The following is a 14,486-nucleotide window of genomic DNA, read 5'->3' on the forward strand; positions in this document are numbered from 1 at the left end:
GGCGCCGGCGGGGTCATGGGGCCTTGACTCCCGGCCTTCCCTCGTCGCTCCAGTCGCTTCGCTCCCTCCACTCCTCAGTCCAGGCCGGGAGGCCCCATGACCGTGCTTTTGGCCGGGCCTTCGGAAGGCCGGCAGGGTCACAGGGCCTTGACTCCCGGCCTTCCGTCGTCGCTCCGGTCGCTTCGCTCCCTCCACTCCTCAGTCCAGGCCGGGAGGCCCCATGACTCACCAACTATCCGAACTGTCGCCCGAGGGGCTGCGTACGTTCGTGGCGGAGCAGCTCGAGCGGTCGCGGGCGCGGACGGTGCAACTCACCGACGCGGTCGACACCGACGACCTGGTCAAGCAGCACTCCAAGCTGATGTCGCCGCTGGTCTGGGACTACGCGCACGTCGGCAACCAGGAGGAGCTCTGGCTGGTCCGCGACGTCGGCGGCCGCGAGCCCCTGCGCCAGGACATCGACGAGTTGTACGACGCGTTCATGCACCCGCGCGCGGATCGGCCGGCACTGCCGCTGCTCGGTCCGGTCGAGACGCGGTCCTACGTGACCGAGGTGCGGGACAAGGTCATGGATGTCTTGGACCAGGTGAAGTTCGACGGCGGGCGCGAGTTGGTGGACAACGCGTTCGCGTTCGGGATGATCACGCAGCACGAGCAGCAGCACGACGAGACGATGCTGGCCACCCATCAGCTGCGTGTCGGTGCGCCGGTGCTCGACGCGCCGCCGCCACCGGCCGGGCGCAAGCTGTCTGCCGGGGAAGTGCTGGTGCCCGGCGGGGTCTTCGAGATGGGTACGTCGATCGAGCCGTGGGCGCTGGACAACGAGCGGCCGGCGCACGCCGTCCGGGTGGCGCCGTACGTGATCGACACCGCGCCGGTGACCAACGGGGACTACCTAGCGTTCGTGCTCGCCGGTGGCTACGACGATCCGCAATGGTGGTCCGAGGCCGGGTGGGCGCATGTGCGCAAGGCGTCGCTGGTCGCGCCGCGGTTCTGGGAGCTCGCCGACGGTGAGTGGTGGCGGTTGCGGTTCGGGCATCGGGAGCGGTTGCCGCTCGACGAGCCGGTGATGCACGTCTGCTTCTACGAGGCCGAGGCGTACGCGCGCTGGGCCGGGAAGCGGCTGCCGACCGAGGAGGAGTGGGAGTTCGCGGCGCGGTTCGATCCGTCGACCGGACGGACCCGGCGGTTCCCGTGGGGCGACGAGAGCCCGGGGCCGCAGCATGCGAACCTCGGCCAGCGCCATCTCGCTCCGGCGCCGGTCGGGGCGTATCCAGCCGGTTCGTCACCACTCGGCGTCGAGCAGTTGATCGGTGACGTCTGGGAGTGGACGGCGAGCGACTTCCGGCCGTACCCGGGGTTCCGCGCCTGGCCGTACGACGAGTATTCGCTGGTCTTCTTCGGGCCTGACTACAAGATCCTCCGCGGCGGTTCCTTCGGCACCGACGAGGTCGTTGCCCGAGGCACCTTCCGGAACTGGGACTACCCGATCCGCCGGCAGATCTTCGCCGGCTTCCGCTGCGCCCGCGACCCGCGTCCCGAGGAGCTGCAGGCCTGATGTGCCGTCATCTTGCCTACCTCGGCCCGCCGGTGACACTGGCCTCCCTGGTGCTCGAGCCTGAGCACTCGCTGTTCGAACAGAGTTGGGCACCCGCGGACATGCGCGGCGGCGGCACGGTCAACGCCGACGGCTTCGGCCTCGGCTGGTTCCCCGAGGGTGACGCCGCCGTCTACGGCGGACCGGTGCGGTACCGGCGGAGCGTGCCGATCTGGACCGACGAGAACCTGCCGGGGCTGGCCGCCTCGATCCGGTCCGGCGCCGTCATCGCTGCCGTTCGGAACGGGACCGTCGGGATGCCGTACGGGCAGTCGGCGGTCGCGCCGTTCATGGTCGGGAACTGGTTGTTCAGTCACAACGGACGGATCGCCGGCTGGCCGGAGTCGACGCAGAAGCTGGCCGAGCGACTCCCTGTCGCCGACCTGCTCCAGCTCGATGCGCCGGTGGACTCAGCGCTGCTCTGGGCCCTCATCGCCAACCGCCTGTCCGACGGGATCCCGCCGGCCGACGCTGTGGCGGCCGTCGTACAGGACGTGGAGGCAGTGGCACCCGGCTCCCGGCTGAATGTGCTGCTGACCGACGGCGAGCAACTCGTCGCCACCTCCTGGACCCATTCCCTCACAGTCCACCGGACCCCCGACTCGGTCACCGTCAGCTCGGAACCCTTCGGCCCCGGCACCTGGACCCCCGTCCCCGACCACTCGCTCCTAGTGGCCACCGCCACCACCCTCCACATCACCCCGATGGAAGGACAAGAGTGACCCTCATCGACGTACATCTGACTCCGGACTATGCGGCTCGTGCTTTGCGGGACGATGTCCGGGCGGGGTTGACTGCGAGTCCGAAGTGGCTGCCACCGAAATGGTTCTACGACGCTCGCGGGAGTGAGCTCTTCGAGGAGATCACGCGACTGCCGGAGTACTACCCGACCCGGGCGGAGCGCGAGATCCTGCGGGCGCGGGCCGGTGAGATCGCGGCCATCACCAAGGCGCACACGCTGGTCGAGCTCGGGTCCGGGTCGTCGGAGAAGACCCGGTTGCTGCTCGACGGGTTGCGTGACCGCGGCACGCTGACGACGTTCGTACCGCTGGATGTCTCGGAGTCGGCGCTGCGGGACGCGGCTGATGCGATCAACGCCGACTACCCGGCGCTCGGCGTACACGGCGTGGTCGGCGACTTCACCGCTCACCTCGACAAGCTTCCCGGGGATCCGCCGCGCATCGTCGCGTTCCTCGGCGGGACGATCGGCAACCTTCTCCCTGCCGAGCGGGAGACCTTCTACTCGTCGATCCGCGAGGTTCTCGAGCCGGGGGAGTGGCTGCTTCTCGGGACCGACCTGGTCAAGGATCCGGCCACCCTCGTCGCGGCGTACGACGACAGCGCGGGCGTCACCGCGGAGTTCAACCGGAACGTGCTGCGGGTGATCAACCGGCAGCTGGGCGCCGACTTCGACGTGGAGGCGTTCAGCCATGTGGCGATCTGGGACGCCGAGAACGAGTGGATCGAGATGCGGCTGCGGGCCGACCGGGCGATGCGCGTGCTGATCCCGGAGGTCCACCTCGAGGTCGAGTTCGCCGCGGGCGAGGATCTGCACACCGAGATCTCCGCCAAGTTCCACCGCCACGGTGTGGCGGCAGAACTGGACAAAGCGGGCTTCACGTCGGCCGCGTGGTGGACCGATTCGGAAGCCCGCTTCGCCCTGTCACTCTGGCAAGCTGTCTGACCCTCAGCCGGCCGACTTGATCAGACCGTTGATCTTGTCGATGTACGCCGGGAGATCGGAGACCGGCTTCTTACCGCTCAGGATCGGCTGGTAGTTCGCCGTGGTCAGGTCACCGACCTGCTGCGCCCACTGCGTCGTGAACCGCACGCCGACTGTCTCCTCCGCGGCCAGATCGGCCTTGACCGTGTCGACGACCGTCGTCTGCTGCGCCTTCGTCAGCGCGTCGAAGTAGCTCGCCTGCGCCGGGGTGTAGGCGGGCGGCGCGACCGGCGAGGCCGGCAGGACGGCGTCCCACACCTTGGTGTTCAGGTACTCGAGCACCTTGAACGTGGCGTCCTGGTTCTTCGTGTACTGCGGGGTGCAGATGCCGACCGAGTCGTACAGGGTCGTCGGGGTGTCGACCTGCGGGAACGGAGCGAAGCCGTACTTCACCTTCGGCTTGTCGGTCTGGAACCCGGCGGCCAGCCACTGCCCGCCGAACATCATCGGCACCTTGCCCGCGGAGAACAGCGACTGCACGTTCGCGGCGTCGTACCCGGGCGGGGAGACCGAGCCGCTCTTGATCGCGTCGACCAGCTTCTGCACACCCTCGGTGTACTTGGCGTCGGCCTCGGCCTTGGTCGGGTGGTTCACGTTGTCGGTGAACGGTGCGCCCCCGGCCGAGACGGAGTACATGCTCATCGTGAACGGGCCGTCGCCGGAGGTGAGCTGGTCGGCGACCAGGCCGTACTTCGCGCCGTTCTTGTTCGCCAGCTTCGCGGCCGCGGCGTACATCTCGTCCCAGGTCCAGCCGGCCTTCGGGACCGCCAGTCCGGCCGCGGTGAAGGCGTCCTCGTTGTACCAAACGCCGTACGTGTTCATCAGCGACGGCAGGCCACCCATCTGGCCGTCGGCGGTCTTCCAGTTCTCCATCGCCGAACCGACGAACTTGTCGGCCTTGAAGTCGCCGTCGCCATCCTTGATCTTGCTGCTCCAGTCGACCAGCAGCCCCTGCGAGGTGTACTGCTGCTCGGTGTCGTTGCCGCACCAGAACAGGTCGGGCAGCTTCTTCGCCTGGGTCAGCGAGGCGAGCTTGTCGCCGAAGTTGCCGGCCGGGGTGTCGAGCAGCTGGACGGTGATGTTGTCGTCCTTGAAGTCGGCCAACGCCTTCTTGATCGCGGCGTTGGTCTGGGCCGACTCCCACGTCATCACAGTCACGGTGACCGGGCCGTCACTCGACCCGCCGCCGCCGGAGTCCGAGCCGCTGCAGGCCGTTGCCGTCAGCAACCCGGCACAGGCCAACGTTGTAACGAAGAAGGTGCGTTTCACAGGAGATTCCCCTCTATTTCTGGGTCGTGCTGCCGAGCGAGCCGAGGCCCTGGATGAAGTAGCGCTGCGCGGCGAAGAAGACGATCAGCGGCGGCAGCATGTACAGCAGGTTGGTGGCCATGTAGTAGCTCCAGTCCGGCGTCTTGCCCGCGAACGGTGAGATGAACGACGCCATGCCCACCGACAGCGGCCACTTCCCGGACGAGTACAGGTAGACCAGCGGGTTCAGGTAGTCGTTCCACGACGCCTGGAACGCAAGGATCGCCATCGTCAGCCAGGCCGGCCGGGTCAGCGGCAACATAACGCTGACGAAGATCCGCAAGTGGCCGGCACCGTCGATCTTGGCGGCCTCGTCGATCGAGTACGGGATCGCGAGGAAGTACTGCCGGGCCAGGAAGATGAACAGCGGATTCCCGCCGAGGAAGGCCGGCACGATCAGCGGCAGCCAGGTGTCGTACCAGCCGATGCTCTTGTACAGCTGGAACAACGGGATCAGCCCGATCACACCCGGCAGCAGCATGCTGCCGACGAACAGGTAGAACCACACCTTCCGGCCGGGGAACCGCAACCGGGCCAGTGCGTAGCCGGCCATCATCGCGGTCATCACCCCGCCGAGCACGCTGAGCGCGGTGATGATGATCGAGTTCAGCAGTAGCCGGGGGAAGTGGATCGCCTTCGGCCCCTCGATGAAGTTGCTCCACTTCCACTCGTGCGGCAGCAGCTTCGGGGGGATGTCGAACACCGCGGTCTGGCTCTTCAGGCCGATCGTGATCATCCACAGCAGCGGCACGACCATCACCGCGCAGATGAACAGCGCGACGACGTACCAGGCCGTCGTACCGACCAGGCGTGGGCTCTTCTTCGCGGGTGGCGGCGTGGTCGTCGGTTCGGTGCCGACCGGCAGCGTGGTCGCTTCGGCGATTTCAGTCGGGAGTGTTGTCACTGTACGTCCAGAGCGAGGAGAACTTCGCGGTCAGGGCGATCACGGCGATGATGATCACGAACAGCACCCAGACCTGCGCGGACGCGTAGCCGAGCTGCGGGATCTGGCCCAGGTTGGGGAAGCCGTTCTTGTAGATCGACAGCATCAGCACGTTGGTGCTGAACCCTGGCCCGCCGTTGGTCAGGATCTTCGGCTGGTTGAACGTCTGCAATGCGGCCGTCGTCTGCAGGATCACCTGCAGCAACATGATCGGGCTGATCATCGGCATCGTGATCCGGAGGAACACCGACCACGGCCCGGCACCGTCGACCTTGGCCGCCTCGTACAACTCGGTCGGCACCGATTGCAGTGCGGCCAGGAAGATGATCATCGTGCCGCCGACGCCCCACAGCATCACCAGGACGACGGCCGGCATCGACATCTTCGGGCTCTGCAACCACAGACTCGTCGGCAGGCCCAACCGGTCCAGCACCGTGTTCAGCAGCCCGACCTGCGGGTCGAGGATGAACTTCCACAACGTGATGGTCGCGACCGCCGGGAGTACGACGGGCAGGTACGACAACGTCCGTACGATGCGGACGCCGGCGAACCGCTGGTTGCAGAACATCGCCAGCGCCAGCCCGATGATCAGCGACAACGGCACGTAGAGGACCACCAGGTACCCCGTCGCGCGCAGCGCCGGCCAGAACGCCGGATCGACGGTGAACAACCGCCGGAAGTTGCCCAGGCCAACGAACACCGGGTCGACCAGGCCGTTGTACTTGGTCAGCGAGAGGTAGAACGACCGGATCAGCGGATACGCCACGAAGACGGTGAACCCGATGATCCCCGGGGCGATGAACAGGTACGCCGCCTTGGTGTCGGAACCGGCGTTCCGGCTCATACCGCCGCGGTTCCGGCCGAGTTTGCGGGACCGCGGACTCGCGGTGTGGCCGGGAGACACTCTACCCACGCTTCCCTCGCTCCGCTCTGGAAGAACTCACCCTGCCTCCTGGACGGTAACGTTTCCAACGATTTACTGTTGGGTGACGATGCCGTGTCGTGAAAAGGAAGTCAACCCCGTGTCCGAAACGTTTCCAAACAGGCCGGCGGCCCCCCGGCCGACGATGATCGACGTCGCCCGGCGGGCCGGCGTCGGGCTGGGCACGGTGTCCCGGGTGGTCAACGGCGGGCACGGTGTCCGGGACGAGACCGCCCAGCGGGTCCGGACCGCGATCGAGCAGCTCGGGTTCCAGCGCAACGAGGTCGCCCGCGCGCTCCGGCCGGGAAAGAAGTCGTCGAGTCTGGCGCTCGTCCTCGGCGACCTGACCAACCCGTTCTACGCGACCATCGCGAAGGCGTCGCTCGAGGTTGCCGGGCAGTCCGGGTTCGCCGTCGTACTCGGCAGTGTGGACGAGGACCCGGAGGGCGAGAAGCGCGCGATCCAGGAGCTCGTCAGCCGGCAGGTCGCCGGGCTGATGATCGTGCCGGACCAGGGGGACCACTCGTTCCTGGTGGGCGCCGGCGTACCGGTGGTGTTCGTGGACCGGCCGGCCACCGGGATCGACGCCGACATCGTGATGGTCGACAACGAGGGCGGCGGCCGGCTCGCCACCGAACACCTGCTGGAGCAGGGACATGAGCGCATCGCGATCCTGATGGCGCCGTCGTACTACACCACCGGGCGACGGTTGCGCGGCTACCGGCGAGCGCATCGGGCTGCCGGCATCGACGTCGACGAAGCGCTCGTCGTCCAGCTGCCCGAGGGCAATGCCGAGGCCGCGGCCAAGGCGACCCGCGAGGTGATGCTCCGGCCCGATCCGCCGACCGCGATCTTTGCCTCGACCAACTTTCTCACCGAGGGCGTGCTGCGGGCCTTGCGTGAGCTCGGCCGGGAGCCCGCCGTGGTGGGGTTCGACGACTTCCGGCTGGCCGACATGCTGCCGACGCCCGTCACGGTCGTTGCCTCCGACATCGCCGAACTCGGTCGCAGCGCGGCGCGGCTGCTGCTTGATCGCGCGTCGGGTGCGGATACGCGTCCGCCGCAGCGGATCGTGCTCCCGTGCGCGCTGATTCAGCGTGGGTCCGGCGAGCGTTCGCCGGATTCTGCCGCGAAGAGAAAGGCTCGCTGAGTCCGCCCGGCGCTGGCTAGGGTCGGTCCATGTACTACGAGTCCTTCGGCTCCGGCCGGCCGATCATCTTCCTGCCGGGCTGGGGTGGCGCCAACGGCGAAGGTCGCGACGTCCACGAGCCCGTGTTCGAGGGCCGTCCCGGGTGGCGGCGGATCTACGTCGACCCACCGGGCACCGGCAGGTCGCCGGCGGATCCGTCGATCACGGACCAGGACGGCATGCTGGCGGCGATCGTCACGATGGTCGACGAGTTGGTCGGCGACGAGCGGTTCGCCCTGGCCGGTACGTCGGCCGGCGGTCTGCATGCCCGCGGCATCATCAAGCGCGACCCGTCCCGCGTCCTCGGTCTGCTGCTCCGCGTGCCCGGCATCGTGGTCGATCGCACCCAACGGACGCTGCCGTCCGGCAAACACTTCGTCGAGACGCCGGAGTGGCACGAGAAGCAGCGCCGGTACTACGACGTCGCCGAGCAGCAGGCCGATCTGGCCTTTCTCGGGCGGATCCAAGGCGACGTGTCCACCTACGCACTGCGCGAGGACCCGGCCACCCGCTTCGAGGGGCCGACGCTCATCGTCACCGGTCGCGAGGACACCATGACTGGGTACGCAGACGCGTGGTCCGTTCTCGACGACTACCCGCGCGCGACGTACGTCGTTCTGGATCTGGAAGGCCATGACCTGCCGGTCGAGTCCCATGCCGTGTACCGCGCGCTGGTGGCCGACTGGCTGGACAGGGTCGAGCACCCGGACGCGTGAGGGGCGGAACGCGCGTCCGGGTGCTCGTCATTGCGGGGTTGGTCCTGCGTGTTCCGGTCCTGCGTGTTCTGGTCCTGTGTGTTCTGGTCAGAAGTTCGGCCAGGCCCAGCCGAGGTAGCTGGAGAAGTACGGGAGCTTGGCCAGGCCGATCTTGCCGTTGACGCTGGTGGCCCAGAAGTAGCCGTCGCCGCGGGCCACGCCGACGTGGCCGTAGGGGGCGGCGAGGTCCCAGAAGACCAGGGCGCCCTTCGGCGGGTTCAGGTCGCCGCGGTGTGCGACGCCACGGGCGACGGCGTCGTTCCAGTCCGCCTTGGCCGAGGCCCAGATGGCCGTCTTGCCGTACGAGTTCTCGGCGGCCATTTCGCAGTACCCCTGGAAGGCCGTTGATCCGTTGCGGGCGGCGTACCAGGCGATCGCTTTGTCGGCGCGGGGGTTGCTGGCGCACAGCGGTGCGACGAGGCCGGAGCTGCCGGTGTTGACGTAGGCGTCGGAGATGAAGCCCTTGCCGGGGACGTGGTCCCAGACCAGGCTGCGGCCGAACTTGCCGGTGACCGGCTCGCCATAGAGCTGGCAGTCGATCTCGACCGATCCGTTCGGCTGGGTGCCGACCGAGCTGAAGCTGGTCGCGTTGCCGGACCGGATCGTGACGCCGAGGCCGCTGTCGGTGACGACCGTGCCGGTCGCGGCGCTGGCCGGGAGGGCGCCGGTGGTCAGGACCGCGGCGCCGCCGAGCAGGGCGGTCGCGGCGATCCGGGCGGTGATGCGCAAGAGGGCGGTACGCATGTCGTTTGTCCTTTTCGCTCGGGGAGTGGCGAACTGGCACTGACTTACAGAGAATCAGAGGGTTACGGTGTTGTCGCAGTGGGCAACGATCGGCCGGGGAGTCCCCAGGGAGTGCACTGTGAGGCCTGCACAGGCTCGCTTTGTGATCGGTTCCCGGATGCGCGAGCTCCGGGAAGCGTTCGGCGTGCCGCTCAGCCGCGCGGCGGCGGAGTCCGGGTGGGACAAGGGCCACCTGTCCCGGGTCGAGCGCGGCCACACCAAGCCCAGCCGCGAGCTGATCGAGTGGTACGACGCCTCGTTCGGCGCCGGGCAGGCCCTGGTCAACCAGTTGATGGAGCTGGACGCCGCCGTACGAGCCGGACGCGACATGTCGCAGCGCGACATCCGCCGGCACGTGCAGCCGGTGCTGCTCGGCGGATCCGTACCGGTCGACCACCACCCGGAGGACCGCGCCGAACTCGTCGGCGAGACCATCCCCGACGGCACGCGAGTCTGCCGGGACCAGTCCTTCGTGAAGATCTGGGAGATCCGCAACAGTGGCGAACGCCCCTGGCGCGACCGCTGGCTAACCCGCCAAGGCGCCCCCGGCACTCCCGGCTGGCTGCGTTCCCCGTCGAGGGAACGCCTGCCGGATTCCGAGCCAGGCGACACGGTGACGGTGTCGATGTCACTGCAGGCCCCCTCCCAGGTAGGCGCCTCCACCGCCTACTTCAAGATCACCGACGACGCCGGCCGCCTGTACTACCCCGGCCTGGAATCACCCCCCATGTACTGCACCATCTTCACCGTCTACGAACTCTGAGGCCGTCGCCGGCGTCCGGGGCCGTGAACAGGATCTGGTGGGCTTGAACAAGAAATAACCTGTTCAAGCCCACCGCCCCACCGGCCCACCCCCCCACACCCGGCCGGCCGGACGCGGCCCAGGGATCACCCCGCCGGCGAGGTGCTCGAGCCTCCCAGCGCCGTTGAGGTGCTCGGGGATCATGCTGGCGTTCCGGCGGCTCGGCGGATGCGGTCCGCGGTGACCTGCGGCTGACCGAGGTCGGCCCAACTGATGCGGATCACGCGATAGCCGCACGCCCGGAGCCGGTCCTCGCGCCACTTCTCCGCCAGTACGGCGCCGCCCGCGTCCTCGCCGTACTTCACCGCGCCATCGAACTCGACGATCAACCGACCGCACAGCAGAAAGTCGACCCGGCCGATCAGCCGCCCGCCCTCATCGCGAATCTCAGCCTGCAATGTGGGCGCCGGCAAGCCGTGGTTCGCCATCAGCACCCGCAGTCGCGACTCGCCGACCGACTCACTCAACCCGTCGGCGAAGCGTGCCGCCGCTCGTGCCGCTGGTGAGCCACTCCAGTACGCATGCCGATCCGCCGTCGCCACCAACGCCTCCGCCGAGACCAGCCGCTGGTGAAGAGCAGCGTCCCCGAGCACAGCGCCCACCTCGTACGACGACGCGCAGGCGGTCTCGGTGATGGCACGGGCAGGCGTGACGACGCGCAAACCATCGACCACTGTGATCTCACCAGGGTCGAACCGCGATCGGTGCACCTCCGCAACGGCGTCCGAGCGCGTCCGCCCGAGCGGCTTGGTCAGATGGACCTTGGCGAGATCAAGACCCCAGGTCGGTAGCCCGTGCAGCAGTACGGCGGACTGGTGGCTGACGACCACGCCGGCGCCCATCCGGTCGACGATGGCGCGAGTCCTCAGCAGGTGCAATCGTCTCGCCCTGTCCCACGAAGGCTCGTCGGCCGGCCAAGTCGCCGGTTCGACGTACACGTCACGGGACAGGCGCGACCATTGCCCGGCGCGCAATCGCCGCCGAAGCTCGCTGTCGCTGTAGCCCGACTCGATCGCGTCCGCCCGGGTGAACCAGCCACGCCGAGCGGCGGTGAACACACTCAACTTCGGATTCATACCCGCAACATGCCGTCGTTCCAGCCGTCGAACGCGCCCCGATTTCCCACCTGTGGACAACCACATCCCGGGACCGTGCACCCCATCTGGTGGCCTTGAACAAGCAATTACCTGTTCAAGCCCCCACCAACCTGTCCAAGCCCCCGACAACCTGTTCAAGCCCCCCACAACCTGTCCAAGCCCCCGACAACTGTCCGCGGCGCCGACGGCTGCTTGGCGTGGGTTAGCTGTGGGGGAGGGTGGATTCGGCGTCCAGTTCGGCGTCTATTTCGGCCTTGCGTTGGATCCAGCGTTCGCTGAGGCCCTTGACCTCTCCGCCGATGAAGTCGATGAAGCCGAGGGAGACACGGATGCGGCGGTGGGCGGGGGTGCCGTCGCCCGCGGCATCGAGCACCCGGCGCAGCGAGTCGGCCCAGCGGACCAGGGCCTGGTCCTCGCTCATCATCGTCTGGTACCAGGCGTCGTCCTGGACGACGTACACATCGCGACGGGTCCCCGGCTCGCGCTCGCGGGTAGCCAGACGCAGCTGCAGCAGGTAATTGACCGCACCGGAGACCGCGGCCGGACTCGCCTGCAGTTGGTCGGACAACTCGGCGGCGGTCATCCGCCCGTCCACGCTGGACAGGATGGCAGCGAACACGCGACCAGCCATCCGCGGCCAGCCTGTCTCGGCCAGCAGGTTGCCGAACTGTTCCGTGTACCGCCGGACGGCATCGTCGTCTCGCTGTGCACTCACCGCCCCATCATCCCCTCTAGGTCACTCGAATACCTGACACGTGAACGACGTGTTAGAAAGATTCACAATCTTCTGAATGAAGTGTACGTTATGAATCATGACATCAGCCATCGTGGTCTCTGGACTGCACAAGTCGTACGGGAGTACGCACGCCCTCGACGGTCTCGACCTGGACGTCGCGACCGGTGAGGTGCACGGCTTCCTCGGGCCGAACGGCGCCGGGAAGTCCACCACCATCCGGGTGCTGCTGGGGCTGCTGCGGGGTGACGCCGGCGATGTCTCGCTGCTCGGTGGCGACCCGTGGCACGACGCGGCGAAGCTGCACCGCCGGCTCGCCTACGTCCCCGGCGACGTGAACCTGTGGCCGAACCTGACCGGCGGCGAGGTGATCGACCTGCTCGGCCGGCTCCGCGGTGGGCTGGACGAGAAGAAGCGCGACGACCTGCTGCGTCGCTTCGACCTCGACCCGACCAAGAAGGGCCGCACGTACTCGAAGGGCAACCGGCAGAAGGTCGCCCTGGTCGCGGCGCTGGCCTCGGATGTCGAGCTGCTGATTCTGGACGAGCCGACGTCGGGCCTGGATCCGCTGATGGAGGAGGTGTTCCGGCAGGTCATCGAGGAAGACCGTCAGCGCGACCGCACCGTGCTGCTGTCGAGCCACATCCTCTCCGAGGTCGAGGCACTGTGTGACCGGATCAGCATCATCCGCCGCGGCAAGGTGGTCGAGACGGGCACGCTGTCCGACCTGCGCCACCTCACGCGTACGTCGATCCACGCCGAGCTGGCCGCCTCCCCGAACGGGCTGGCCCAGCTTCCGGGCGTTCACGACCTCGATGTCGAGGGCAACCGAGTCCGCTGCGAGGTGGACACGGCCCAGCTGGACGCGGTGATGCGGCAGCTGTCCGCGAGCGGGATCAAGAGTCTGGTAGCCCAGCCGCCGACGCTGGAGGAGCTGTTCCTGCGGCATTACGAGGACGACACCACTGAGCCAGTGGCGGCCGCGCGATGAACGACTTCGTCGGTACCGGGACCCTGGTGCGGCTCGCGCTGCGCCGGGACCGGGTTCTGATCCCGGTGTGGATCGTGGTGTTCGTGATGATGGCGGCCGGGTCGGCGAAGGCGTCGATCGACCTCTATCCGGACGTGCAGTCCCGGGTCGAAGCCGCGCGTACGTCGAACGCGTCGCCCGCACTGGTCTCGCTGTACGGCCGGATCTTCGACGAGACCTCGCTCGGGGAGCTCTCGTTGTTCAAGCTCACCGCGTTCGGTGCACTGCTCGTCGGATTGCTGGCCGCGATGCTCGTGGTCCGGCACACCCGGAGCGAGGAGGAGTCCGGCCGCCTCGAACTGCTCAGCGCCGGAGTGGTCGGCCGGTACGCCGCTCTGACCGCTGCACTCATCGTGTCGTCGGGGACCGTCGTACTGCTCGGCCTTTTGACCGCACTGTCGCTGATCGGGACCGGACTGCCTGCTTCGGGTTCGCTCGCCTTCGGACTGATGTGGGCAGCGGCCGGACTGTCCTTCGCGGGCGTCGGTGCGGTGACAGCACAGCTCACTGAGGGTGCTCGAGCCGCGAACGGGTTCACTGCGATTGTGCTGGGCGTTTCGTACGTCTTGCGCGCGATCGGCGACTCGTCGTCGGACGGGGGCTCGCAGTGGGTGTCGTGGCTGTCGCCGATCGGGTGGTCTCAACAGATGCGCGCGTACGCCGGCGACCGGTTCGTCGTCGTACTGGTACCGCTGGCGTTCCTGGCGCTGATGGTCGCCGGTGCGATGGCGCTGATCCGGCGGCGTGACGTCGGTGCCGGTCTGGTGCGGCCGCGCCCGGGGCCGGCCAGGGCGTCCTCATCACTGCGGTCGCCGCTCGCACTGGCCTGGCGACTGCACCGAGGATCGTTCTACGGCTGGGTTTTCGGGTTCCTCCTGCTCGGTCTGCTGGTCGGCAACATCGCCAGCAACGTGGACGGGTTCGTCACCAGCGACAGCGCTCGCGAGATGGTGCAGAAGATGGGCGGTGTGGAGGGCATCACCGACGCCTTCCTGGCGACGGAGATGGGAGTGATGGGCCTGCTCGCTTCTGCCTTCGGCATCCAGGCGGCACTCCGGCTCCGCTCCGAGGAGACTGCGCTGCGGGCCGAGCCGCTGCTGGCCACCGACGTCACTCGGGCCCGCTGGTTGGGTAGTCACGTTCTGATGGCGCTGTTCGGCACCACTGCGCTGATTCTGGTGGCTGGACTGGGCTCTGGGATCTCCAGTGGTGCTTCGCTGGGCAACATGGGGCGCCAGGTTCCACGGATGCTGGCCGCGGCCGCCGTACAACTGCCTGCGATCTGGCTGGTCACCGCACTGGTCGTCATCCTGTTTGGCTTCGCTCCGAAGCTGGTCACCGGCGGCTGGGTCCTGTACGGCGTGTTCCTGCTGATCGGCCAGTTCGGCGAGGTCTTCAACCTGCCGCAGTCGGTCATCAACCTCAGCCCGTACGGCCACACGCCCCGGCTCCCCGGCGGCGACTTCTCGGCCGCCCCGGTCCTCTGGCTGACCGCCATCGCCGCCGCCCTCACGCTGGCCGGCTTCACCACGTTCCGCCGCCGAGACATCGGCTGACCCAAACCGCGCTGGTCTGAGGGGTCCAGCGCACGGCCCGCCCGGCAC

At 68.1% G+C, this 14,486-nt stretch carries 14 protein-coding genes; 8 read left to right on the forward strand and 6 right to left on the reverse strand.

Annotation, left to right across the window (positions count from 1 at the left end):
- The first annotated feature begins 220 nt into the window (after positions 1-220).
- Genes egtB through egtD form a run of 3 tightly spaced genes read left to right on the forward strand, consistent with a single transcriptional unit; the run spans position 221 to position 3,281 of the window.
- On the forward strand, positions 221-1,558 hold the full coding sequence (gene egtB / locus ACZ3HV_RS15390) for an ergothioneine biosynthesis protein EgtB (RefSeq protein WP_465684705.1): 1,338 nt from the start codon (positions 221-223) through the stop codon (positions 1,556-1,558).
- Positions 1,558-2,319: an ergothioneine biosynthesis protein EgtC gene (egtC, locus tag ACZ3HV_RS15395; protein ID WP_465684707.1), complete on the forward strand. Its 762-nt coding sequence runs from the start codon at positions 1,558-1,560 to the stop codon at positions 2,317-2,319. The genes egtB and egtC overlap by 1 nt, the downstream gene beginning before the upstream one ends.
- Complete coding sequence (egtD, locus tag ACZ3HV_RS15400) at positions 2,316-3,281, forward strand: L-histidine N(alpha)-methyltransferase (protein WP_465684708.1); 966 nt, start codon at positions 2,316-2,318, stop codon at positions 3,279-3,281. Before egtC ends, egtD begins: the two co-directional genes overlap by 4 nt.
- Positions 3,282-3,284: 3 nt before the next feature.
- On the opposite strand, the gene ACZ3HV_RS15405 is transcribed toward egtD, so the two are convergent.
- From ACZ3HV_RS15405 to ACZ3HV_RS15415, 3 genes are all read right to left on the reverse strand, one after another.
- On the reverse strand, positions 3,285-4,469 hold the full coding sequence (locus ACZ3HV_RS15405) for an extracellular solute-binding protein (protein ID WP_465684710.1): 1,185 nt from the start codon (positions 4,467-4,469) through the stop codon (positions 3,285-3,287).
- Between the two features lie 133 nt (positions 4,470-4,602).
- Entirely contained in the window at positions 4,603-5,532 is a 930-nt protein-coding gene (locus ACZ3HV_RS15410; protein ID WP_465684712.1) for a carbohydrate ABC transporter permease, read from the reverse strand.
- Positions 5,513-6,484 carry a carbohydrate ABC transporter permease gene (locus ACZ3HV_RS15415; protein ID WP_465684714.1) on the reverse strand — a complete coding sequence of 324 codons (972 nt, stop codon included), beginning with the start codon at positions 6,482-6,484 and terminating at the stop codon, positions 5,513-5,515. Before ACZ3HV_RS15415 ends, ACZ3HV_RS15410 begins: the two co-directional genes overlap by 20 nt.
- A 154-nt stretch (positions 6,485-6,638) precedes the next feature.
- On the opposite strand from ACZ3HV_RS15415, the gene ACZ3HV_RS15420 reads away from it, so the two are divergent.
- Both ACZ3HV_RS15420 and ACZ3HV_RS15425 read left to right on the forward strand, forming a co-directional pair.
- Positions 6,639-7,643, forward strand: coding sequence for a LacI family DNA-binding transcriptional regulator (locus tag ACZ3HV_RS15420; RefSeq protein ID WP_465684716.1), 1,005 nt, complete (start codon positions 6,639-6,641; stop codon positions 7,641-7,643).
- 29 nt (positions 7,644-7,672) lie between these two features.
- Positions 7,673-8,398 (forward strand): alpha/beta fold hydrolase, encoded by a 726-nt coding sequence (locus ACZ3HV_RS15425; protein WP_465684718.1) that lies wholly within the window; start codon positions 7,673-7,675, stop codon positions 8,396-8,398.
- 87 nt (positions 8,399-8,485) lie between these two features.
- On the opposite strand, the gene ACZ3HV_RS15430 is transcribed toward ACZ3HV_RS15425, so the two are convergent.
- A complete protein-coding gene (locus ACZ3HV_RS15430) occupies positions 8,486-9,181 on the reverse strand; it encodes an SH3 domain-containing protein (RefSeq protein WP_465684720.1) in 696 nt (231 codons plus the stop codon).
- Between the two features lie 142 nt (positions 9,182-9,323).
- Between ACZ3HV_RS15430 and ACZ3HV_RS15435 the strand changes: the two genes are divergently transcribed.
- Positions 9,324-9,983 (forward strand): NBR1-Ig-like domain-containing protein, encoded by a 660-nt coding sequence (locus tag ACZ3HV_RS15435; RefSeq protein WP_465684722.1) that lies wholly within the window; start codon positions 9,324-9,326, stop codon positions 9,981-9,983.
- A gap of 179 nt (positions 9,984-10,162) precedes the next feature.
- On the opposite strand, the gene ACZ3HV_RS15440 is transcribed toward ACZ3HV_RS15435, so the two are convergent.
- On the reverse strand, positions 10,163-11,098 hold the full coding sequence (locus ACZ3HV_RS15440) for a type IV toxin-antitoxin system AbiEi family antitoxin domain-containing protein (protein ID WP_465684724.1): 936 nt from the start codon (positions 11,096-11,098) through the stop codon (positions 10,163-10,165).
- A 223-nt stretch (positions 11,099-11,321) separates the two neighbouring features.
- Positions 11,322-11,834, reverse strand: coding sequence for a GbsR/MarR family transcriptional regulator (locus ACZ3HV_RS15445; RefSeq protein ID WP_465684726.1), 513 nt, complete (start codon positions 11,832-11,834; stop codon positions 11,322-11,324).
- Between the two features lie 97 nt (positions 11,835-11,931).
- On the opposite strand from ACZ3HV_RS15445, the gene ACZ3HV_RS15450 reads away from it, so the two are divergent.
- Both ACZ3HV_RS15450 and ACZ3HV_RS15455 read left to right on the forward strand, forming a co-directional pair.
- Positions 11,932-12,843: an ABC transporter ATP-binding protein gene (locus tag ACZ3HV_RS15450; protein WP_465684728.1), complete on the forward strand. Its 912-nt coding sequence runs from the start codon at positions 11,932-11,934 to the stop codon at positions 12,841-12,843.
- Positions 12,840-14,438: an ABC transporter permease gene (locus ACZ3HV_RS15455; RefSeq protein WP_465684730.1), complete on the forward strand. Its 1,599-nt coding sequence runs from the start codon at positions 12,840-12,842 to the stop codon at positions 14,436-14,438. Before ACZ3HV_RS15450 ends, ACZ3HV_RS15455 begins: the two co-directional genes overlap by 4 nt.
- Positions 14,439-14,486 lie beyond the last annotated feature (48 nt).

The organism is Kribbella sp. NPDC020701, assembly GCF_055562215.1.

What these genes read in the sequence shown, in the direction of transcription:
- egtB (WP_465684705.1), top strand. Translation starts at nt 221, where the DNA reads ATGACTCACCAACTATCCGAACTGTCGCCCGAGGGGCTGCGTACGTTC.
- egtC (WP_465684707.1), top strand. Translation starts at nt 1,558, where the DNA reads ATGTGCCGTCATCTTGCCTACCTCGGCCCGCCGGTGACACTGGCCTCC.
- ACZ3HV_RS15405 (WP_465684710.1), bottom strand. Translation starts at nt 4,469, where the DNA reads ATGACGTGGGAGTCGGCCCAGACCAACGCCGCGATCAAGAAGGCGTTG.
- ACZ3HV_RS15420 (WP_465684716.1), top strand. Translation starts at nt 6,639, where the DNA reads ATGATCGACGTCGCCCGGCGGGCCGGCGTCGGGCTGGGCACGGTGTCC.
- ACZ3HV_RS15425 (WP_465684718.1), top strand. Translation starts at nt 7,673, where the DNA reads ATGTACTACGAGTCCTTCGGCTCCGGCCGGCCGATCATCTTCCTGCCG.
- ACZ3HV_RS15430 (WP_465684720.1), bottom strand. Translation starts at nt 9,181, where the DNA reads ATGCGTACCGCCCTCTTGCGCATCACCGCCCGGATCGCCGCGACCGCC.
- ACZ3HV_RS15440 (WP_465684724.1), bottom strand. Translation starts at nt 11,098, where the DNA reads ATGAATCCGAAGTTGAGTGTGTTCACCGCCGCTCGGCGTGGCTGGTTC.
- ACZ3HV_RS15450 (WP_465684728.1), top strand. Translation starts at nt 11,932, where the DNA reads ATGACATCAGCCATCGTGGTCTCTGGACTGCACAAGTCGTACGGGAGT.
- ACZ3HV_RS15455 (WP_465684730.1), top strand. Translation starts at nt 12,840, where the DNA reads ATGAACGACTTCGTCGGTACCGGGACCCTGGTGCGGCTCGCGCTGCGC.